General features: G+C 70.5%; 21 protein-coding genes and 1 rRNA gene. 14 read left to right on the forward strand and 8 right to left on the reverse strand.

Going from position 1 to position 20,423, the window contains the following annotated elements:
• Window positions 1-55: 55 nt before the first annotated feature.
• The 5 genes from ACFV3E_RS21665 to pstB all read left to right on the forward strand — a co-directional run bounded on the left by ACFV3E_RS21665 (window position 56) and on the right by pstB (window position 4,766).
• Window positions 56-433, forward strand: coding sequence for an NUDIX hydrolase (locus ACFV3E_RS21665; protein WP_500372695.1), 378 nt, complete (start codon window positions 56-58; stop codon window positions 431-433).
• Between the two features lie 213 nt (window positions 434-646).
• A complete protein-coding gene (pstS, locus tag ACFV3E_RS21670) occupies window positions 647-1,786 on the forward strand; it encodes a phosphate ABC transporter substrate-binding protein PstS (protein ID WP_500536094.1) in 1,140 nt (379 codons plus the stop codon).
• A gap of 100 nt (window positions 1,787-1,886) precedes the next feature.
• On the forward strand, window positions 1,887-2,876 hold the full coding sequence (gene pstC, locus ACFV3E_RS21675; RefSeq protein WP_500536095.1) for a phosphate ABC transporter permease subunit PstC: 990 nt from the start codon (window positions 1,887-1,889) through the stop codon (window positions 2,874-2,876).
• On the forward strand, window positions 2,873-3,946 hold the full coding sequence (pstA, locus tag ACFV3E_RS21680; RefSeq protein ID WP_500536096.1) for a phosphate ABC transporter permease PstA: 1,074 nt from the start codon (window positions 2,873-2,875) through the stop codon (window positions 3,944-3,946). Before pstC ends, pstA begins: the two co-directional genes overlap by 4 nt.
• A 43-nt stretch (window positions 3,947-3,989) precedes the next feature.
• Window positions 3,990-4,766 (forward strand): phosphate ABC transporter ATP-binding protein PstB, encoded by a 777-nt coding sequence (gene pstB, locus ACFV3E_RS21685; protein ID WP_500367642.1) that lies wholly within the window; start codon window positions 3,990-3,992, stop codon window positions 4,764-4,766.
• 142 nt (window positions 4,767-4,908) lie between these two features.
• Here the strand turns inward: pstB and ACFV3E_RS21690 are convergent, their stop codons facing one another.
• Window positions 4,909-5,907 carry an inorganic phosphate transporter gene (locus ACFV3E_RS21690; protein WP_499513103.1) on the reverse strand — a complete coding sequence of 333 codons (999 nt, stop codon included), beginning with the start codon at window positions 5,905-5,907 and terminating at the stop codon, window positions 4,909-4,911.
• Window positions 5,908-5,912: 5 nt separating this feature from the next.
• Entirely contained in the window at window positions 5,913-6,533 is a 621-nt protein-coding gene (locus ACFV3E_RS21695; RefSeq protein WP_026251102.1) for a DUF47 domain-containing protein, read from the reverse strand.
• 194 nt (window positions 6,534-6,727) lie between these two features.
• On the opposite strand from ACFV3E_RS21695, the gene ACFV3E_RS21700 reads away from it, so the two are divergent.
• Window positions 6,728-7,102 (forward strand): metal-sensitive transcriptional regulator, encoded by a 375-nt coding sequence (locus ACFV3E_RS21700; protein WP_500536097.1) that lies wholly within the window; start codon window positions 6,728-6,730, stop codon window positions 7,100-7,102.
• On the opposite strand, the gene ACFV3E_RS21705 is transcribed toward ACFV3E_RS21700, so the two are convergent.
• Window positions 7,099-7,305, reverse strand: a complete 207-nt coding sequence (locus tag ACFV3E_RS21705) for a hypothetical protein (protein WP_499513101.1) — start codon at window positions 7,303-7,305, stop codon at window positions 7,099-7,101. The two genes, ACFV3E_RS21700 and ACFV3E_RS21705, sit on opposite strands and share 4 nt — an antisense overlap.
• 71 nt (window positions 7,306-7,376) lie before the next feature.
• A complete protein-coding gene (locus ACFV3E_RS21710) occupies window positions 7,377-8,231 on the reverse strand; it encodes an SCO4651 family lipoprotein (protein WP_500536098.1) in 855 nt (284 codons plus the stop codon).
• A gap of 87 nt (window positions 8,232-8,318) precedes the next feature.
• Here ACFV3E_RS21710 and ACFV3E_RS21715 point away from each other — a divergent pair, with 87 nt between their 5' ends.
• Both ACFV3E_RS21715 and ACFV3E_RS21720 read left to right on the forward strand, forming a co-directional pair.
• Complete coding sequence (locus ACFV3E_RS21715) at window positions 8,319-8,474, forward strand: hypothetical protein (RefSeq protein ID WP_500536099.1); 156 nt, start codon at window positions 8,319-8,321, stop codon at window positions 8,472-8,474.
• A gap of 103 nt (window positions 8,475-8,577) precedes the next feature.
• On the forward strand, window positions 8,578-10,137 hold the full coding sequence (locus ACFV3E_RS21720; protein WP_500536100.1) for an FAD-binding oxidoreductase: 1,560 nt from the start codon (window positions 8,578-8,580) through the stop codon (window positions 10,135-10,137).
• 39 nt (window positions 10,138-10,176) lie between these two features.
• On the opposite strand, the gene ACFV3E_RS21725 is transcribed toward ACFV3E_RS21720, so the two are convergent.
• Window positions 10,177-10,869: a phosphatase PAP2 family protein gene (locus ACFV3E_RS21725; protein WP_500536101.1), complete on the reverse strand. Its 693-nt coding sequence runs from the start codon at window positions 10,867-10,869 to the stop codon at window positions 10,177-10,179.
• A gap of 200 nt (window positions 10,870-11,069) precedes the next feature.
• Complete coding sequence (locus ACFV3E_RS21730; protein ID WP_500536108.1) at window positions 11,070-12,008, reverse strand: C40 family peptidase; 939 nt, start codon at window positions 12,006-12,008, stop codon at window positions 11,070-11,072.
• A 391-nt stretch (window positions 12,009-12,399) separates the two neighbouring features.
• Here ACFV3E_RS21730 and ACFV3E_RS21735 point away from each other — a divergent pair, with 391 nt between their 5' ends.
• The 6 genes from ACFV3E_RS21735 (at window position 12,400) to ACFV3E_RS21760 (ending at window position 19,609) form a co-directional block, all read left to right on the forward strand.
• Window positions 12,400-12,708, forward strand: coding sequence for a DUF8827 family protein (locus ACFV3E_RS21735; protein WP_319140882.1), 309 nt, complete (start codon window positions 12,400-12,402; stop codon window positions 12,706-12,708).
• Window positions 12,709-12,838: 130 nt separating this feature from the next.
• Window positions 12,839-13,660, forward strand: coding sequence for a DUF8175 domain-containg protein (locus ACFV3E_RS21740; protein WP_500367657.1), 822 nt, complete (start codon window positions 12,839-12,841; stop codon window positions 13,658-13,660).
• Window positions 13,650-14,936, forward strand: coding sequence for a hypothetical protein (locus tag ACFV3E_RS21745; protein WP_500536102.1), 1,287 nt, complete (start codon window positions 13,650-13,652; stop codon window positions 14,934-14,936). Before ACFV3E_RS21740 ends, ACFV3E_RS21745 begins: the two co-directional genes overlap by 11 nt.
• Window positions 14,933-16,483: an SCO6880 family protein gene (locus tag ACFV3E_RS21750; protein WP_500536103.1), complete on the forward strand. Its 1,551-nt coding sequence runs from the start codon at window positions 14,933-14,935 to the stop codon at window positions 16,481-16,483. Before ACFV3E_RS21745 ends, ACFV3E_RS21750 begins: the two co-directional genes overlap by 4 nt.
• 157 nt (window positions 16,484-16,640) lie before the next feature.
• Window positions 16,641-18,026 (forward strand): putative type IV secretion/conjugal transfer ATPase, encoded by a 1,386-nt coding sequence (locus ACFV3E_RS21755; protein WP_499516895.1) that lies wholly within the window; start codon window positions 16,641-16,643, stop codon window positions 18,024-18,026.
• 14 nt (window positions 18,027-18,040) lie between these two features.
• Window positions 18,041-19,609, forward strand: a complete 1,569-nt coding sequence (locus ACFV3E_RS21760; RefSeq protein WP_500536104.1) for a type IV secretory system conjugative DNA transfer family protein — start codon at window positions 18,041-18,043, stop codon at window positions 19,607-19,609.
• 8 nt (window positions 19,610-19,617) lie between these two features.
• Here ACFV3E_RS21760 and ACFV3E_RS21765 read toward each other — a convergent pair whose 3' ends face one another.
• The gene (locus tag ACFV3E_RS21765; RefSeq protein WP_500367663.1) at window positions 19,618-20,127 is read right to left on the reverse strand and encodes a GNAT family N-acetyltransferase; all 510 of its coding nucleotides are present in this window, start codon (window positions 20,125-20,127) and stop codon (window positions 19,618-19,620) included.
• A gap of 68 nt (window positions 20,128-20,195) precedes the next feature.
• Window positions 20,196-20,312 (reverse strand): 5S ribosomal RNA (rrf, locus tag ACFV3E_RS21770).
• Window positions 20,313-20,423: the final 111 nt, after the last annotated feature.

The following is a 20,423-nucleotide window of genomic DNA, read 5'->3' on the forward strand; positions in this document are numbered from 1 at the left end:
CACCGCCATCGCCTCCACCGGAACCGCCGACACCCCGATCCTCGCCGCCGGAGCGGTGCTGTGGCGCCGCTCCCCGTTCGACGACGGCCTGGAGATCGCGCTGATCCACCGCCCCAAGTACGACGACTGGTCGCTTCCCAAGGGGAAGTTGAAGCGCGGGGAGACGGCGCTGGACGGCGCGCTCCGCGAGGTCAAGGAGGAGACCGGGCTCGACTGCGTGCCCGGGCGGGTGCTCCCCTCCTCCACGTACGTCGTGGAGGGGCGCACGAAGATCGTGCGTTACTGGGCCGCCGAGGCCCGCGAGGGCTCCTTCGCCCCGAACCACGAGGTCGACCGGATGGTCTGGCTGCCGCCGGCCGCCGCGCGCAACCGGCTCACCCATGAGCGGGACCGTGCCGTGCTCGACGCGTTCCTGCGCGGAACGCGCAGGTGACGGTGGCACGCTGAGACGTACGCCACTCGGTGTGGGCTACAGCACCGCACTGATATGCGAGGTTCACCTTGCGTTCACCCTTGGCCGTCGACCACTTCACCTGATCTGCCTAATTTCGGCCTTACCGGTGAGCGAGCAGCCGCCGGGTGGATGCAGAAATCCATACCTCTGCTTCGCCGTCCACCGGCGGGCTTCAGGAAGGAATCACCAAAGGTGAAGCTTCAGCGTAAGAGCGGGCTCCGCGCCCTGGCCGTCGGCGCGGTCGCGGTCTCCGGTGCCCTCATGCTCACTGCGTGCGGTTCGGACGACAACACGAACGCGGGCGGCGACAGCAGCAAGGCGCCCACCTCGTCCAGCAGCATCAAGTGCGCGGACAAGGGCGGCCAGCTCCTCGCTTCGGGCTCCTCGGCGCAGCAGAACGCCATGGACGCCTGGGTCAAGAACTACCAGCAGGCCTGCGCCGACGCCCAGATCAACTACAAGGCGTCGTCCTCCGGTGAGGGCATCATCGACTTCAACAACGGCACGGACGGCTTCGCCGGCTCCGACTCGCCGCTGAAGCCCGAAGAGGTCGAGGCGTCCAAGAAGGTCTGCACCGACGGCACCGGCATCAGCATCCCGATGGTCGGCGGCCCCATCGCCATCGGTTACAACGTCTCCGGCGTGGACAACCTGGTCCTGGACGCCCCGACCCTGGCCAAGATCTTCGACTCGAAGATCACCACCTGGGACGACAAGGCGATCAAGGCGCTGAACCCGGACGCCAAGCTCCCCAGCTCCAAGATCCAGACCTTCCACCGTCAGGACGAGTCCGGCACCACGGACAACCTCACCAAGTACTTCAACGGTGCCGCCAAGGACGCGTGGCCGTACGAGCACGCCAAGGCGTGGGCGGGCAAGGGCGGCCAGTCCGCCGCCAAGTCCGCCGGTGTCGCGGCCCAGGTCAAGCAGGTCAACGGCTCGATCGGTTACTTCGAGCTCTCCTACGCGACCGCCAACAGCATCAAGACGGTGAAGATCGACACCGGCGCCTCCGCCCCGGTCGAGGCCACCGCCGACAACGCCTCCGCCGGCATCGCGCAGGCGAAGGTCGTGGGCACCGGTGCCGACCTGTCCCTGGACATGTCCGCCGCGTACACCACCAAGGCCGACAACGCCTACCCGATCGTCCTGGTGACCTACGAGATCGCCTGCGACAAGGGCAACAAGGCCGACACCCTGCCGCTGGTGAAGTCCTTCCTGGGCTACACCGCCTCCGAGGAGGGCCAGTCGATCCTGTCCGAGGCCGGCTACGCGCCGCTCCCGGCCGAGATCGCCACGAAGGTCCGCTCCACCGTGGACGCCCTGTCCTAACCCAGTCGACCGGCCCCGCGACGCACGTCGCGGGGCCGGTCGCACTTCCGGTGCACCGCCGCCGGGGGAGCGATCCCCCACCCAGACCGGAGAAAAACCGATGGCTATAACTACACAGAACCCCACCCCGCCACCGTCCGCGAAGCACGCCGGGGCGAACGTCACGCGCGCCGGCGACAAGATCTTCTCGGGCCTCTCCCGTGGTTCCGGCATCCTGCTGCTGGTGATCATGGCGTCGATCGCGATCTTCCTGACGATCCGCGCGATCAACGCGATCTCCAAGGACCAGGGCAACTTCCTGACCACCTTCGAGTGGAACGCCGGCGCGAACCCGCCGGTCTTCGGCATCGCCGTGCTGGCCTACGGCACGATCGTCAGCTCGATCATCGCGATGGTCATCGCGGTCCCGATCGCCGTCGGCATCGCGCTGTTCATCTCGCACTACGCGCCGCGCCGCATCGCCTCCCCGCTGTCGTACATCGTCGACCTGCTCGCCGCCGTGCCCAGCATCATCTACGGCCTGTGGGGCGCGCTCTTCCTGGTCCCGCACCTGGTCGGCCTGAACATGTGGCTGGACGAGTACCTCGGCTGGACCGTCGTGTTCGAGAAGGAAGACCCGCAGGGCGCGGCCCGCTCGATCTTCACCGTCGGCATCCTGCTGGCGATCATGATCCTCCCGATCATCACCAACGTCAGCCGCGAGGTCTTCCGCCAGGTGCCGCGGATGCACGAGGAGGCCGCCCTGGCCCTCGGCGCGACCCGCTGGGAGACCATCCGCATGTCGGTGCTCCCCTTCGCCCGGTCCGGCATCATCAGCGCCTCGATGCTCGGCCTCGGCCGCGCGCTCGGCGAGACGATGGCCGTCGCCACGGTGCTGTCCGCCGCGCCCATCCTGTCGGTGCACGTCCTGGACCCGGTCGGCGGGACCTTCTCCCAGAACATCGTCGCCAAGTTCGGCGAGGCCAACGAGTTCGGCCGTGACGCGCTGATCGCCTCCGGTCTGGTGCTCTTCGTCATCACCCTGCTCGTCAACGGTGCCGCCCGCGCGATCATCGCCAAGCGCAAGGAATACTCGGGGGCCAACGCATGAGCCACGCAGTAGCAGACAAGCGCTCCGCCCCCGCGGTGCCGCAGCGTGCCCTGGCCCAGCGCCGGCTCCCCACGTGGGCTCCCGCGGGCATAGCGGCCGGCGCGCTCGTGCTCGCCGTCGGCATCGGCCTCGGCGCGAGCCTGGACAGCAAGATCCAGTGGGGTCTGATCGCCGTCCTGCTGTTCGTCCTCGGCACCTACGCGATCGCCGCGATGGTCGAGGGCCGCCGCCAGGCCAAGGACCGGGTCGCCACCAGTGTCATCTGGGCGTCCTTCGTCCTCGCCGCGCTTCCCCTGTACTCGCTGATCCAGACCACGGTCAGCAAGGGTGTCAAGATCCTCGACGGCGCCTTCCTGTCGCACTCCATGAACGGCGTGCTGACCATCGGCGAGGGCGGCGGTGTCTACCACGCCATCATCGGCACCCTGGAGCAGGTCGGCATCGCCACCGCCATCGCGGCCCCGATCGGCATGATGACCGCCGTCTACCTCGTCGAGTACGGCAAGGGCCGGCTCGCCACGGCGGTGACCTTCTTCGTCGACGTCATGACGGGCATCCCGTCGATCGTCGCCGGTCTGTTCATCCTGTCGACCTGGAACCTGCTGCTGGGCTTCGGCCCCTCGGGCTTCGCCGGCGCCATGGCCCTGGCCATCCTGATGATGCCGGTGGTCGTCCGCTCCACCGAGGAGATGCTCAAGCTCGTCCCGAACGAGCTGCGCGAGGCCTCGCTGGCGCTCGGTGTCCCCAAGTGGCGCACCATCGTGAAGGTGGTCATCCCGACCGCGATCGGCGGCATCACCACGGGCGTCATGCTCGCGGTCGCCCGCATCGCCGGCGAGAGCGCCCCCATCGCGCTGTTGGTCTTCGGCAACAACCTGATCAACAACGACCCGTTCAACGGCCCTCAGGCCTCGCTGCCGTTCTACATCTACCAGCAGTACCAGAACGGCAACGAGCCGAGCTACGACCGGGCGTGGGCGGCGGCACTCGTGCTGATCGCCTTCGTCATGATCCTCAACCTTGTGGCGCGCAGCATCGCGCGCTGGAAGGCCCCGAAGACCGGTCGCTGACGCGGCCAACATCAGCGACCCAAGGATTGCGAGCATCACCACCATGGCCAAGCGAATCGACGTCAGCGGACTCTCCGCGTACTACGGCGGCTTCAGGGCGATCGACGACATCTCGATGAACATCGAGCCGCGCACGGTGACGGCCTTCATCGGCCCGTCCGGCTGCGGCAAGTCCACCTTCCTGCGCACCCTCAACCGCATGCACGAGGTCACCCCCGGCGGCCGCGTCGAGGGCAAGGTGCTCCTGGACGACGAGAACCTCTACGGCCCCGGCGTGGACCCGGTCTCCGTGCGCCGCACGGTCGGCATGGTCTTCCAGCGCCCCAACCCGTTCCCGACGATGTCGGTCTACGACAACGTCGCGGCCGGCCTGAAGCTGAACGGCGTCAAGAAGAAGAGCGACCTCGACGCGATCGTCGAGCGGTCGCTGCGCGGCGCCAACCTCTGGAACGAGGTCAAGGACCGCCTCAACAAGCCCGGCTCCGGCCTGTCCGGCGGTCAGCAGCAGCGTCTGTGCATCGCCCGCGCCATCGCGGTCGAGCCCCAGGTCCTGCTCATGGACGAGCCCTGCTCCGCGCTCGACCCGATCTCCACCCTCGCCATCGAGGACCTGATCGGTGAGCTCAAGGAGCGCTTCACCATCGTCATCGTGACCCACAACATGCAGCAGGCCGCGCGCGTCTCCGACCGCACCGCCTTCTTCAACCTGTCGGCGGTGGGCCAGCCCGGCAAGCTGATCGAGATCGACGAGACGGAGCGCATCTTCTCCAACCCGTCCGTCCAGGCGACCGAGGACTACATCTCCGGCCGCTTCGGCTGATCCGTCCCGCAGCCGGCCACAGCCGTCCTGCGGTGCTGCATGGCGGTGCCACCGCAAGGCGAAGGGCCCGCCCCCCGTACGGGGGGCGGGCCCATTTGCGTCGTACCCGGGGGCGCGTACCCGGGGGCGGGCCGCTCCCGGCTCAGCCGAAGGCCACGTGCACCACGGCGTAGACGAGCGCGGCCACCAGCGCCGCGGCCGGCATGGTGATGAACCAGCCGGTCACGATGTTCTTCGCGACGCCCCAGCGGACCGCGTTGACCCGCTTCGTCGCACCGACGCCCATGATCGCCGAGGTGATGATGTGGGTCGTGGAGATCGGCGCCTTGAAGATGTAGGCGGTCGTGTAGAGGATCGACGCCGCCGTGGTCTCGGCGGCGAAGCCCTGCGGCGGGTCCAGCTCGATGATCTTGCGGCCGAGGGTGCGCATGATGCGCCAGCCGCCGGCGTACGTACCGAGCGAGAGCATCGCCGCGCAGGCGAACTTCACCCACAGCGGGATCCCGTCGCCCTCCTCCTGGACGTCGGCGATGGTCAGCGCGAGCACGACGACACCCATCGTCTTCTGCGCGTCCTGCAGGCCGTGGCCGAGCGCCATGCCCGCGGCCGAGACGGTCTGCGCGATGCGGAAGCCGCGCTTGGCCTTGTGGGGGTTGGCCTTGCGGAAGATCCACAGGATGGCCAGCATCACCAGGTAGCCGACGACCAGGCCGACGACCGGCGACAGGAACATCGGCAGGATGACCTTGTCCACCACCCCGGACCAGATGACCCCCGTGCCCCCGGCCAGCGCCGCCCCCACCAGACCGCCGAAGAGCGCGTGGCTGCTGGAGGAGGGCAGGCCGTAGTACCAGGTGATCAGGTTCCAGACGATCGCCCCGACCAGCCCGGAGAAGAGGATCGCCATGCCGGTCTGCCCGTGCGGCGTCTCGATCAGGCCCTCGCTGACGGTGTGGGCGATCCCGGTGCCGAGGAAGGCCCCGGCGAGGTTCATCACCGCGGCCATCGCCAGCGCGGCCCGCGGGGTCAGCGCCCGGGTGGACACGGAGGTGGCGATGGCGTTCGCGGAGTCGTGGAAACCGTTGGTGTACGTGAAGAAGAGCGCGACGCCGATGGTCACGACCAGAGAGAACGTCTCCACCGGGGTCAGGACTCCTTGACCGCGATGGTCTCCACGGTGTTGGCCACGTGCTCGAAGGCGTCCGCCGCCTCCTCCAGGACGTCCACGATCTGCTTGAGCTTGAGCACCTCGATGGCGTCGTACTTGCCGTTGAAGAGGTGGGCCAGCAGCTTGCGGTGGATCTGGTCCGCCTGGTTCTCCAGCCGGTTGACCTCGATCCAGTACTCGGTGAGGTTGTCCATGGTCCGCAGGTGCGGCATCGCCTCGGCGGTCAGCTCGGCAGCCCTGGCCAGCACCTCGATCTGCTGCTCGACCCCACGGGGCAGTTCCTCGACCTGGTACAGCACCACCAGGTCGACGGCCTCCTCCATGAAGTCCATGATGTCGTCGAGGGACGACGCCAGGGAGTAGATGTCCTCCCGGTCGAAGGGCGTGATGAAGGAGGAGTTCAGCTGGTGGAAGATCGCGTGCGTGGCATCGTCTCCCGCGTGCTCCGCGGCACGCATCCGTTCCGCGATCTCCGAGCGGGTGGCCGAATCGGCCCCGAGCAGTTCCATGAGGAGCTTCGACCCTGTGACGATGTTGTCCGCGGATGCGGCGAACATGTCGTAGAAGCTCGTCTCCCTGGGGGTCAGACGAAAGCGCACGTGAAGTCCTCGGAATACATCGGTTTCGGTCGCATTGATGCTAGGCGCATCATCCGGCAACAGCTAACCGGCGTCCTACAGTGTCGCTCATCGCCGCGGGTGCGCCCCAGCTGGGGTTCTGCGCGCACCCTCGCACATTGGGGCGAATTCGGTACGATATACCCTGCCGGGGTATAGGGGGCAGGAGGGACATCATGACGGTCATCGAGACCGGTGGCGCCGAGGAACAGGCGCAGTCGCCGGCGGACGACGCCGGGGACGCTCCGGAGCACGGGCACGAGGCGCACCAGCACGGCTACGCCAAACAGAAGGACCAGCACCTCAAGCGGCTGCGCCGCATCGAGGGCCAGATCCGCGGTCTGCAGCGGATGGTCGAGCAGGACGTGTACTGCATCGACATCCTCACCCAGGTGTCGGCCGGTACGAAGGCTCTGCAGTCCTTCGCTCTCCAGTTGCTGGAGGAGCACTTGCGGCACTGCGTCGCGGACGCCGCGGCGAAGGGCGGACCGGAGGCCGACGACAAGGTGGCCGAGGCCACCGCCGCCATAGCCCGGCTGCTCCGGAGCTAGCGACCGGCCCCTGCCGACCACCGGGTCCCCTGCGCGGGCACGCGGGGGCTCACGTTCAGCACCTCGTCGATGCGCTCGGAACTCAGCCGTTCCTCGGTCGTCGCCGACGCCGCGATCATCAGCTCGCAGCACAGCTCGATCTCCGCGAGGGCCACGTGGACCTGGTCGTCCTGGTCCAGGAGCCACACCGCCACGTGCACCACCTCCTCCCCGCCCAGCGTAGGGACTGATGCACGGTCCGTGCATGACACGGACGGGCCATTTCGGCAAGCCCTCAGGGGCCGGTCGCAGAAACGATCTTCCCCGTGTAGATGTCGGTCTCCCGGGGCAGCGTGACCCGCACCGGCACCCCGAATCCGTACATCCCGGTCGTCGAGACCACCGTGACCTGCGCCGGCGCGCTCCGCACGCCCGCGCCCCCGCCGTTGCTGAAGGTGAAGCGCTGCCGCACCTTGCGCAGCCGGCCGTCCTCGTCGAGCCAGACGTCGAACGGGACCCGGGTCACGGTGAAGCCCTCCGCCGCGGCCGCGAGCTCCGCCCGCACCAGCGGTGAGGCGACGCGTGCGGCGTCCGCGATGTCCGTGACCCCCTGGTAGTGGCGCACCCGCACCCCGTCCAGGGTCTGCGTCCCGGTCTGCCGCACCTCCCGCGCCCCCCGCAGCAGCTCCACGGCCACCAGGGGGTCCGTCGCGCCCCCCGTGACGAGGTTGCCGTCCGGCAGCCTGGTCGTGTCGACCCGCACCCACTTGTCGGCTGGCACGCCCTCGCCCCGGTTCTTCATGTAGAGGGCGCCGGGCGTCAGCAGCTCCGTGACCGGCTCGTGCTCGGCGTCCCCGGCCGCGTCCGGCGGCAGGACCACCTGGAGGCTGCCGCGGCGCTCGGCGTAGTCGAAGGAACCGGTGCCCCTGATGGCGATCTTCGTGCCGCCGCTGGCCATCTCCATCGACGTGACGATCTTCGAGCTGCCCGCGGCGGCCAGGGAGTCCACCGCCTGCCGCAGCGTCTCCCCGGCGTCGACCGGGACGCTGTCCACCTCGACGGCCTCACCGGCGGCCGAGCATCCCGCCACCGCCAGCGCGCACAACCCGAGACCCACGGCTGCCACAGTCGCCCGACCGAGCTGCCCCATCTCCGCCAACCCCCTGCACCCGCGCCTCGGACGTCGTCGGGCATAACGAGGGTCAGGGCACCGCGTCACGGCCGGTAGCTTTGTTCCGTGCCTCCCAGCGATCCACCCCCGCCCGCCCACCGGGCGACCACCACCGAGCAGGGCGCCTTCTCCCGCGCGACCTGCGTCTGCGGCTGGCGGGGCCCGGCCCGCCGGGCGCGCGACCGCGCCCGGCGCGACGCCACCGACCACGAGCAGGGCTGACGACGGCCCGGCGGACGTCACATCCCCCACCCGCAACCGGTCACCTGTTCCCCACCGTCCTCACGGACGACCACACGGGGGAAGCGGAGCGGGAGGCCCCACCTTGAACCGACGAACTTTGATCCGCGGCGGCGCCGGCGTCGCCGCGGCGGGCTGGCTGGCCACGGCCTGCACCCCCGAGGGCGGCCGCCCCGCGCACGCGGGCAGCGCCGCGCCCGGCACCCCCGGCACCGCCACGACGGCCGGCAGCGCCGCGTCCCCCAGCGCCTCGCCGACCGCCCGCCCCGACTGGAAGGCCCTCGGCCGCACCCTGGACGGCAGCCTCGTCCTGCCCGACGACGCGGACTACGCCACCGCACGCCTGCTGTACAACACCCGCTTCGACGGGCAGCGCCCCGCCGCCGTGGCGTACGTCTCCGGCACCGAGGACATCCGGGCGTGCCTGGACTTCGCCCGCCGCACCGGCGTCCCCGTCTCGGTCCGCAACGGCGGGCACTCCTACGCCGGCTACTCCGGCGGCAAGGGCCGGCTCGTCCTCGACGTCTCGTCCATGGCCTCGGTGAGCCTGTCCGGCGGCACCGCGACCATCGGGGGCGGGGCGAAGCTCATCGACGTCTACACCAAGCTCGGCGCGAGCGGACGCACCCTGCCGGCCGGCTCGTGCCCGACGGTCGGCATATCCGGCCTCACCCTGGGCGGCGGCCACGGGGTGCTCAGCCGCGCGTACGGGCTGACCTGCGACAGCCTCACCGGCGCCGAGATCGTCACGGCGGGCGGCCGGGTGCTGCGCTGCAGCGCCGGCGAGAACCCGGAGCTGTTCTGGGCGCTGCGCGGCGCGGGCGGCGGCCAGTTCGGCGTGGTCACCCGGCTGACCTTCGACACGCAGGCCTCACCGCAGGTCGTCACCGGCTACCTGACCTGGCCCTGGAGCAAGGCCGCCGCCGTCCTGCGCGCCTGGCAGGAGTGGGGGCCCACCCAGCCCGACGAGATCTGGTCCGCTCTGCACCTGGACAAGTCGGGCACCGGATCCCCGCAGATCAGCATCGCCACCGTGGGCATCACCTCACGCGACGGGCTCGCGAACGCCGTCGACCGGCTCGCCGACACCATCGGTGCCCCCGCGACGAGCGTCTCCTTGCACCCGCGCTCCTACCTCGACGCCGCCCTCGCGTACGCGGGCTGCTCGAACCTGAGCACCGCCCAGTGCCACCTGCCCGGCACCACCCCCGGTCGCAGCCCCTCCGGCCGGCTCGGCCGGGAGACCTACGCGGCCCGCTCGGACTTCTACGACCGCTCGCTCTCCGCCGCCGGCATCCAGACCCTCCTGTCCCAGGTGGAGGGGCTCCGCTCCGGCTCCGGCAGCGTCTCCCTCACCGCGCTGGGCGGCGCCGTCAACCGTGTCGCGCCCACGGCCACCGCCTTCGTGCACCGGCGCTCGCGCTTCCTGGCGCAGTACATAGAGAACCCCGGCACCACGGGCTGGCTGACCGGGCTCCACGCGGCCATGCGCCGCCACGCCTCCGGCGCCGCCTACCAGAACTACACCGACGCCACGCTGACCGACTGGCGCACCGCCTACTACGGCTCGGCCGCCGAGAAGCTGACCCGCCTGAAGACCCGCTACGACCCCTCGCGGCTGTTCAGCTTCCAGCAGGCCCTGTAACGAGGCCCTGTAACGAGGCCCGTCCGCCGGCGGCGGCCGTCAGGCGGCCAGGTCCTTGTCGACCGCCGACGGCTCCGGGTAGGGCTCGCCCCGGCGGGCCTCCGGCCGGCCCGGGGCCGCCTGCACGAGCACGCCGATGCGGGACCCCGCCACGGCCTTCGTCAGCGGTGTCAGCAGGGCCAGCGCCGCCGGGGCCAGCAGCAGCGCGACGGCCGTGCCGAGGGCGAAGCCGCCCAGGACGTCGGTGGGGTAGTGCACGCCCATGTAGACGCGGCAGAAGCCCTCGGCCAGCGCGACGGCGATGGCCGCCAGGCCCCACTTGCGGCTGACCATGAACAGGCCCATCGCGACGGCCATCGTCAAGGTGGCGTGGTCGCTGACGAAGGAGAAGTCGGTCTTCCCCTTCACCAGGACGTCGATGCCCTCGTGCTCCACGAAGGGCCGGGGCCGGTCCACGAAGTTCCGCAGCGGGATGTTGAGCGCCAGCGCGATCGACGCCGCCAGCCCGGACCAGATCACACCCGCCACGGCCGTCGGCGCCTCCGCGCCGCTGCGGCGCGCCACGCGCCACCAGCACCAGCCGGCGATCAGCACCATGAGCAGGATCAGGCCGTACTCGCCGACGGCCTCCATCACGCGGTCGAACCAGCGCGGGGCGTCCTTCGCGAGCCCGTTGATGTCGCGGAGCAGACTGACGTCGGGGTTCGAGCCGTCCAGTGAGAGCTCTGCCACCGGTGTCCCCTCATTCTCTTCCGCCGCACCCCCGTGCACGTCCGTGTGGGAGTTGATTCTCCCCCGTCCAACGGACGGCACGGTACGTCGCGTTCCGGTCTCCACCGGATGATCACCAAGGTGTTATCGAAGGGAGACACGTTCCCGCATGCCGGGGCCGGGTGTTCACCCACAGCGACGCCGCGGCGGGCGCGCGACGGTCACACCGCCGCCGCGCCCGCCGCCGTCACGCGCGTCGCCCCGATGTAGTCCGGGGTGTCGATCTTGTCGAAGCGGATCACCGCGCCCGTGTAGGGAGCGTTGATCATGTAGCCGCCGCCGACGTAGATCCCCACGTGGTGGATGGACCGCGGGTCGGTCAGGTCGTACGCGAAGAAGACCAGGTCGCCCGGGAGCAGCTCGTCCCGCTTCGGGTGCGGTCCGGCGTTCCACTGGTCGTTGGCCACGCGCGGCAGCTCGATCCCCACCGAGTGGTACGCCGCCTTCGTCAGGCCCGAGCAGTCGAACCGGCCGCCCTGCTCCGGCGTGCCGTTGCCGCCCCACAGGTACTTCGTCCCCAGCTTCTGCTGGGCGTAGTAGATCGCGCCCGCCGACTGCCGCGACGGCCCCACCGGGCCCACGGGCGCCGCGAAGCTCTTCTGCAGGGTCGTGATGATCCGGACGTAGTTCTGCGTCTCCCGGATCCGCGGCACCCCGCCGGCCTGGATGACCCGGTACGCACCCGCGTTGTACGCGGCGAGCATGTTCTCCGTCGGGTCCCCCGGCACGTCCTTGACGTAGCCGGCCAGCTCGCAGTCGTACGAGGCGGCCGAGGGGATGGCGTCCGCCGGGTCCCACACGTCGCGGTCCCCGTCACCGTCCCCGTCCACGCCGTGCGTCGCCCACGTCCCGGGGATGAACTGCGCTATCCCCTGCGCCTGCGCCGCGCTCTGCGCCTTCGGGTTCCAGCCGCTCTCCTGGTAGAGCTGGGCCGCCAGCAGCGCCGGGTTGATGGCCCCGCAGAGGTTCCCCCACTTCTGCACCAGGCCCTGGTATGCCGCGGGCACCGCCCCCGTGGCGAGCGTCACCGCCCCGCCCCCGCCCGCCAGCTTCGCCGCCACCAGGTACGTACCGACCACGAGCAGCATGACGAACGACATGAAGAGGCCACCCACGACCCCCGACACCAGCCAGGCCTTCCGCGCGGTCCGCGAAGCCGCCGTCACCCGCCCCACCCCTTCGTCACATCACCCTGCCCGGCACGGAAGGTGACGGTGCGCCAGGCCCTGGGGAGCATCCCCACCCGCAGCGCCGCCAATCGTTGCCCTCCGCTCACCACCGTGATACACAGAGTAGTCAACAAAGTCCCATCGAACACCGGATCGCACGCCAGTGTGTCCAGTCTGGCGGTTGCGGCCCGGATCACACCGGGGAATCGGCTGAGAAAGTCGCCGAGTCGACATACGACGGCGACATCCTCCGCCAAGATAGACCTTGGCTCCTTGCGCCCCGTCGAGGACGCCAACTGATCTAGCGTGGTGGTGAGTTCTCATGTTCCTGGCTGCCGACAAGGGCGACATCAACACCATCATCGGTGGTATCGCCCCGGACTGGGGGCCTTTCGGCTCTCTGGGGAACGAAGCACGCGTCATGATCGAGGTGGTCATGGCAGTGGCGATCCTGCTCTGCCTGGCCATCGCGATCTGGGGCGCGGCGAAACAGCGCATCGGAGCCACGGCGCTCCGCGACACCTTCAGTGCGGAGCAGGGCAAGGGACTGATCATCGCCGGCCTGACCGGCGTGTTCATCATCGGCTCCCTCGGCACGCTCTTCACCATCGTCTACGGGATGGCGGTCTAGCGACCACGCGTCGGAGTCCGCCCCATCCCCTGCGCACTGTCCCCGAGGGGCCCGTCCCGGCCCCGCACCCCACCCGAGGCTGTCTGCTGATGCCCACTCACCCGATGACCCCCGAGGGGGCGAGCCGCCGATGAGCCTCGGCCAGGACGGCCCCCCGACCCGTACCCGTCTCCCCGAGCCCCCGCCCGGCACCGGCGGCCCCTCCCGCCGCCCGCAGCGCTCCAGCCGCAGCCTCGTCACGGTCGTCGGCGTCGTCGTGCTCCTCATCGCCGCCATCGCCTTCGCCAACCGCGGCGGCGGCTCCCCCTCCGACTCCCCCGGCGGCGGCAGCCAGAGCGGCGGCTCCTCCAACGGCGCCCGTTCCCAGCCCACATCCCCCACCGGCACGAAGCCGGTGAACGGCAAGGACGCGGGCATCCCCACGGGTTACGCCCGCACCGACCAGGGCGCGCAGTCGGCGGCCGCCAACTACGCGGTGGCGCTGGGCTCCGACGGCATGTTCGACGAGGCCCGCCGCCACACGATCGTCGCGGCGATCCACGCCCCCCAGGTCGTCGACCGCCTCCAGGGCGACCTCGACCGTGCCTACTCGCCCGGTTTCCTCGCCAACGTGGGGCTCAACGAAGACGGAAGCGTGCCGGACGGCTACACGTTCGTCTCCCGCACCGTCCCCGTGGGCACCCGCGTGACGGGCTTCTCCAAGAACGCGGCGACCGTCGAGGTGTGGAGCACGGGCCTCGTCGGCCTGGCCGGGGAGGGCTCGACGAAGCCCGTGAGCCAGACGTGGTTCACCATCACCGAGCAACTGGTCTGGGTTGACGGGGACTGGAGAATCGAGACGTCCGGCCAGAAGGAGGGACCCGCGCCCGTCAACGGCGACAACCGCGCGGCCGACGCCGAGGAAATCGCCAACGCGGTCCAGGGTTACGGAGGGTTCACGTATGCCAGGTAGCCACCGGCGCCGCGCGCTGTCCCTGACCGCCCTGGTCGCGGCTGCCCAAACGACCCTCGTCCTGGCCGCCTCACGCGCGGTGGCCGCCCCCGGCCCCACCCCCAGCCCGAGCGGCAGCAACAACCCGTGCGACCTGATCGTGGGACAGGCCCGCGACTACTGCGAGGGCGGCACAGGGTCCAAGAACACCCCCTCCGTGGCGGACCCCCTCGACCCCCTGGACTCGCTCGCGCGCGGCTGCGCCGACGCCGCCGCCTGGGTCATCGACGGCCTCTCCAAGGCAGTCAACAAGACCGCGGCCGTGGACTTCACCAACAAGGCGTTCCTCACCCAGTACGCCGTCGTCTTCGCCGCCTCCACCTTCCTCACGCTCCTCCTGTGGCTGCTGGCCGTCGCCAAGCGCGCCGTGCGCGGGGTGCCCCTCACCGAGGCGCTGACCGAGGCGGTCGGCTTCCTCTGGCTCACCGTGATCGCCTCCGCCTTCACGCCGCTGATCCTCTACACCGTCGTGTCGGCCACCGACGGCATCACGGAGGTCATCGCGTCGGGCACCTCCGCCGGCACCGACACGTTCTTCGGCTCGTTCCAGGACGCGTTGACCAAGGACTCCGACATCGGCGGCGGCCCGATCATGCTGATCGTGGTCTCCCTGGTGTCCGTGCTCGCCGCCGGCGTCCTGTGGCTCGAACTCGTCATCCGTGCCGCCCTGCTGTACGTCGGCGCGCTGCTCGGCACCGCCGTGTACTCGGGCCTGGTCGACAAGAACATGTGGCACCACGTGCGCCGTTGGGCCGGGATCATGATCGCGGTGATCCTCGTCAAACCGGTGATCGTGGTCGTGCTGGGCCTCGCGGGCGCGCTCAGCGGCTCCGACGGGCCCACCGCGTTCGGCGCCGTCGTGTCGGGTCTGGCCATCATCCTGCTGGCCATCTTCGCCAGCGCGATGATCTACCGCTTCGTCCCCGGCTTCGGCGACGACGTGGCCAGCCTCCGCAGCAACCGCAAGGCGAGCGCCGAGTCCCAGGCCGCCGCCGTCATCTCCTCCCCGGCCGCGCTGGTGAAGCAGGGCATCAAGACGCACAGCACCCGCGGCGGGCCCCAGGAGCAGGCCTCGGGCGGTGGCGCACAGCCCACGAACGCCGTGCCCAGCGGCATCGCCGCGCACAGCAGCCGCAACGGCACCGCGCCGGCACCGGCCCCCGCGCCGCGCACGAACCCTGACCGCGGCAACGGCGGCGGAACCACCAGCAAGACAGCAGGAGGCGAAAGCCGGTGACGTCCCAGCCCTACGCCGCACCGCAGCAGCGCCGTACGTACCTGATCGGCAAGGCACGTCCCAACGCCATCGTCGGCAAGAACCGCGAGACCGGTGAGATCGCCCTGATCATCGTCGGCGCGTTCCTCGGCATGATGAGCGGCCTGCTGATCCCCGTGCTGCCGCTGCGCATCCTCGGCCTGACGGGCTGGCCGCTGCTCGCCTTCGCCGCCGTCTACATGCCCTACCGGCGCCGCACCTTCTACCGCTGGTTCGAGATCAACCGCAGCTACCGCCGCACGCTGCGGTCGGCCGCGACCTACCGCTCCACCGCCGCCGAGTCCGGCACCCGGCTCGACGGCCGCGAGGTGGAGATCGGGCCGCCCCCCGGCATCGGCCGCATCACCTGGCTGTCGGCGCCCTTCGGCCCGGACGAGATCGCCGTGCTGCTGCACGTCGACCGGCGCACCGTGACCGCCGCCATCGAGATCGAGGGCCCCGGCGTCGGCCTGCGCGACAGCGAGGACCAGGAGGCCCTGGTCGAACGCTTCGGCACCCTGCTGAAGCACGTGGCCAACGGCGACGGCTTCGTCACCCGGCTGCAGATGCTCGCCCGTACCCTCCCCGCCGACCCCGACGCCCACGCCAAGGACGTCGCCCAGCGCGGTGACGACCGGGCCGAGCAGTGGCTGAAGGACTCCTACGACCAACTGCAGTCGATGGTGTCGACCTCGTCCGAGCAGCACCGCGCCTACCTCGTCGCGTGCATGCACTACAGCCGCGAGCTCGCCGCCGAGGGCAACGCCATCGCCCGCGCCGCGGGCGGCGCCCGCAAGTCCCTCGACAAGGACGCCGGCATCGCCGCCGTCATGGCCCGTGAGCTCACCGACATCTGCGCCCGCCTCACCGAGGCCGACATCCGGGTCCGCCAGCCGCTCGGCCAGGCGCGGCTGGCGTCGCTCATCCACTCCATGTACGACCCGGACCACCCGATCGACCACATCCAGGCGATGACCCGCCGCAACGCCTGGCCGGCCGAACTGGACGCCACCGAGCCGACCTTCCTCCAGGCCAAGACCCGCGAGTCGGCCACCCGCGCGCCCTGGTGCCACTCCACGGCCTGGGTCAAGGAGTGGCCGCTGACGCCGGTCGGCGTCAACTTCATGGCCCCGCTGCTGGTCCACACCCCGGACGTGATCCGCACCGTCGCCGTCTGCATGGACCTCGAGCCGACCGACGTCGCCATCGAGCGCATGCTCACCGAGAAGACCAACGACGACGCCGAGGCCAGCCGCGCCGCCAAGATGAACCGCGTCGTCGACCCCCGCGACCTCGCCCACCACACCCGCATCGACCAGCGCGGCGAGGACCTCGCCTCCGGCGCCGCGGGCGTCAACCTGGTCGGCTACATCACGGTCTCCTCCCGCTCCCCGGAAGCCCTTGCGCGCGACAAGCGCACGATCCGCGCCTCCGCGGGCAAGTCGTACCTCAAGCTGGAGTGGTGCGACCGCGAACACCACCGGGCGTTCGTCAACACGCTTCCGTTCGCGACCGGCATCCGCCGCTGAGGGGCCTGGAGGTAGCACCATGCGCCTGTGCGCACTTGACGCTCCGTCTCCAGGGACGGCGCTAATGGGAAGGACGACAGGGACAACGATGCCACGCCGGAGCCTGCGCCCCAGGCGCGACGACCGCTGACGCCGAGGAGGCTCTCCACCCATGGCCATGCTGGACCCCCTCGCAGCGATCACCGACGCCTTCACCAGCTTCCTGTTCGGCAAGGTGGAGTCCACCCGACTCCCCGTCCGCACCTCCACGGGCCAGGCCCAGGCCGTCTACATGCCGACCGCCGCACCCGGCCTCGGCGACTCCGGCGTGATCATCGGCCGCGAGGTCTACTCCGGCAAGGGCTACATCTACGACCCGTTCCAGCTGTACGGACAGCAACTCCCCGCCCCCCACTGGCTGGTCCTCGGCGAGTCCGGCAACGGCAAGTCCGCCCTGGAGAAGACGTACGTCCTGCGGCAGCTGCGCTTCCGCGACCGCCAGGTCGTCGTCCTGGACGCGCAGGGCGAGGACGGCGTCGGCGAGTGGAACCTCATCGCCAAGGCCCTCGGAATAACTCCCATCCGCCTGGACCCGATGGCGGCCCTCGACGGGGGCATCAAGCTCAACCCGCTCGACCCGGCGATCACCACCACGGGCCAGCTCGCCCTGCTCCGCACGATCATCGAGGTCGCGATGGGCCGCGGCCTGGACGAGCGCTCCGGATTCGCGCTGAAGGTCGCCCACGCGTACGTCCACGAAACGGTCACCGACCGCCAGCCGATCCTCACCGACATCGTGGACCGGCTGCGGCACCCCATGGCCGACTCGGCCGAGTCGATGAACGTCGACCTGGAGGACGTCCGCGCCTGGGGCCTGGACGTGGCCCTCGTCCTGGACCGGCTCGTCGACGGCGACCTGCGGGGCATGTTCGACGGCCCGACGACCGCCGGCATCGACCTCGACGCCCCGCTCATCGTCTTCGACCTGTCCCACATCGACCGCAACTCCATCGCCATGCCGATCCTCATGGCGATCGTCGGCGTCTGGCTGGAGCACACCTGGATCCGCCCCGACCGGAAGAAACGCATCTTCCTGGTCGAGGAGGCCTGGCACATCATCAACAGCCCGTTCGTCGCGCAGCTCTTCCAGCGGCTGCTGAAGTTCGGCCGCCGACTCGGCCTGTCCTTCGTCGCCGTCGTCCACCACCTGTCCGACGTGGTGGACGGCGCCGCCGCCAAGGAGGCCGCGGCGATCCTCAAGATGGCCTCCACGCGCACCATCTACGCCCAGAAGGCCGACGAGGCGCGCGCGACCGGCCGGGTGCTGGGCCTGCCCCGGTGGGCGGTGGAGATCATCCCCACCCTCACCCCCGGCATCGCCGTCTGGGACGTCAACGGCAACGTGCAGGTCGTCAAGCACCTCATCACGGAGACCGAACGGCCGCTGGTCTACACCGACCGCGCCATGACCGAGGCCTCGGCCGACGAGGACGACCGGGCGGACGGGTTCGACGAGCCACGGGTCTCCCTCGACAAGCAGCTGGCCGACGACGCGGTGGCCTGAACGGGGACCTGACCATGGCCAGAGCGCAGCACCACGGACAGGAGCGCGAGGGCGGCATCCCGGACGGGCTGATCCTCGGCGTCATGGGCTTCCTGCTCGGCATGACCGTCCTGGTGTGGACGGGCACCGGGATAGCCGGCCTCGTCTCCCACGGGGCGTGGCCGGCCGAGGTCCACTTCACGCGCACGCCCGTGGCCATGCGCCACCTCATCGCCGACCCCCACGACATCGCCGGTGCCTGGCGGCCCGCCCCGCCGGCGGGGCTGCCCGGCTCCGGGTTGTTCTGGGGTGTGTTCATCGGGCAGTTGATGGTGCTCTTCGTCCTCACGGTCTTCGTGATGGGCGTCGTCGCGCGCACCCGTTTGCGCCGCGCGGCACGCCGTACGGCCGCCCAGAAGGCCGCGGAGGCTGCCGTGGAGCCCGAGACCCCGGTCCGGCCCCGGCAGGCCGCGCAGCGGCCCGTGGAGGCCCCTGAGCCGGCCGCCCCCGAGCCTGAACCCCTACCGGTGGGACCTGCCACCGGCGTCCCCGCCGCCGGCCCCGCGGCTCCGTCGGTGACCATCGACCGCGAACTCACCCGCACCTACGCCGCCTTCGCCGCCCTCCGCAGCGACAAGGGCAAGCGCCTCGTCCAGCCGTCCGTCCTCAACGCGGCGGGCCCGGTCCTCGTCACCACCGCCGACCCGGACACCTTCCACCAGACCGTCGGCAACCGCGCCAAGCTCGGCCCGGTCCACGTCTACGACCCGGCCCACCTGGTCGACACCCCGGCCCGGCTCCGCTGGGCCCCGCACTCGGGCTGCGAGGACGTCCCCACGGCCGTCACCCGCGCCCGCGCCCTGCTCTTCCCGGTACGGCCGCGCGCCGCGGTCGACGCCGCGATGTTCGACGCCGCCGAGACCCTCCTGCGCTGCTGGCTGCACGCCGCCGCCGTCGACGGCCAGCCCTTCCGCCAGGTGCACCGCTGGGCGGGCGGCACCTCCGGCCAGGACGCCGTCCGCATCCTGCGCACGCACTCCAAGGCCGCCTCCGGCTGGAGCGGGGAGCTCGAGTCCGTCCTCCACGCCCACACCCACCGCCGCGACGCCGCCCAGGCCCTCGTCCACCGCGCCATGGAGTCCCTCAACTCCGTCCACATCCGGGACGCCTGCAATCCCGGACGCGCCGACGGCCTCGAGCTGGAGTCATTCCTCAAGGATCTGGGCACGCTCTATGTGGTGGGCGAGCCCAACGAGGACCCTCGAACCCACCCGGGTGCGATGCCGTTGCTCACCGCACTCGTCTCCAGCGTGGTCGAGCACGGCCGGCGCATGGCCGCAGGGTCATCCTCCGGTCGGCTCGACCCACCAATCACCCTCGTGCTGGACGACATCGCCGCCCTCGCGCCGATCCCGGAACTCCCCGACCTCCTGGCCACCGGCACCTCAGCCGGCCTGCCCACCCTGGCCGTGCTCCGCTCCCCCGAACAGGCCCGCGACCACTGGCGAGGGCCGCTGTGGCAGCGCGCCGACGCCCGCATCGTCCTCGGCACCCAACCGCCCGCGCTCCTCGAAGAGGTCCCGGACGCGGTGCGGTTGCCCTAGCCCACTCCCTACGGCCGCTCCAGCTCCATCTCGTACTCGGTCTGCGATTCGTCCAGCGGGAACGCCATCGTCCTCCCCGTCCTGACGAAGCCGAGCCGCTTGTAGAAGGCCTGCGCCCGGTGGTTGTCCTCGTGCACCCACAGCCGTACGCGCCGCACCTGCTCCGGCAGCTCCCATGACCACGCGATCGCCGCCCCCAGCAATTCCGCGGCCAACGCGCCGCCCCGGAACTCCGGCCGTACGTAGACACCGACCAGATGCGTCTGGGGCACGGCGAACTCCTCGCCCGTCTCCACGAGTACGGCCACATTCGCGACGCGTTCGCCGGCCTCGTCCTCCGCGATGAACGCCTGCGTCTGCCCCCGCTGCTGCCACACCTCGTCGGTGAACGCGGCCTCGGTGTCGTGCGTGTTGACGAAGGCCACGCTGCTGGCGGGGTCCTTGAGCGCCTCCAGCCGCAGGGCCCGCTGGGCACGCCACTCGTCGGGGCGGGACGCACGTATCGTGTAGCTCGTCATAACGCGATCGTACGCAAAAAAGCCCCGGCTCCCGAGTGATTAAACTCGGGAGCCGGGGCTCAAAATTTGTTCGGCGGCGTCCTACTCTCCCACAGGGTCCCCCCTGCAGTACCATCGGCGCTGAAAGGCTTAGCTTCCGGGTTCGAAATGTAACCGGGCGTTTCCCTAACGCTATAACCACCGAAACACTATGAAACCATACGAACCAACGGTTCGTTGTTTCAGAACTACACAGTGGACGCGAGCAACCTATGGACAAGCCCTCGGCTTATTAGTACCGGTCAGCTCCACCCATT

It is taken from the genome of Streptomyces sp. NPDC059718 (assembly GCF_042733315.1).
Lineage (GTDB): Bacteria > Actinomycetota > Actinomycetes > Streptomycetales > Streptomycetaceae > Actinacidiphila.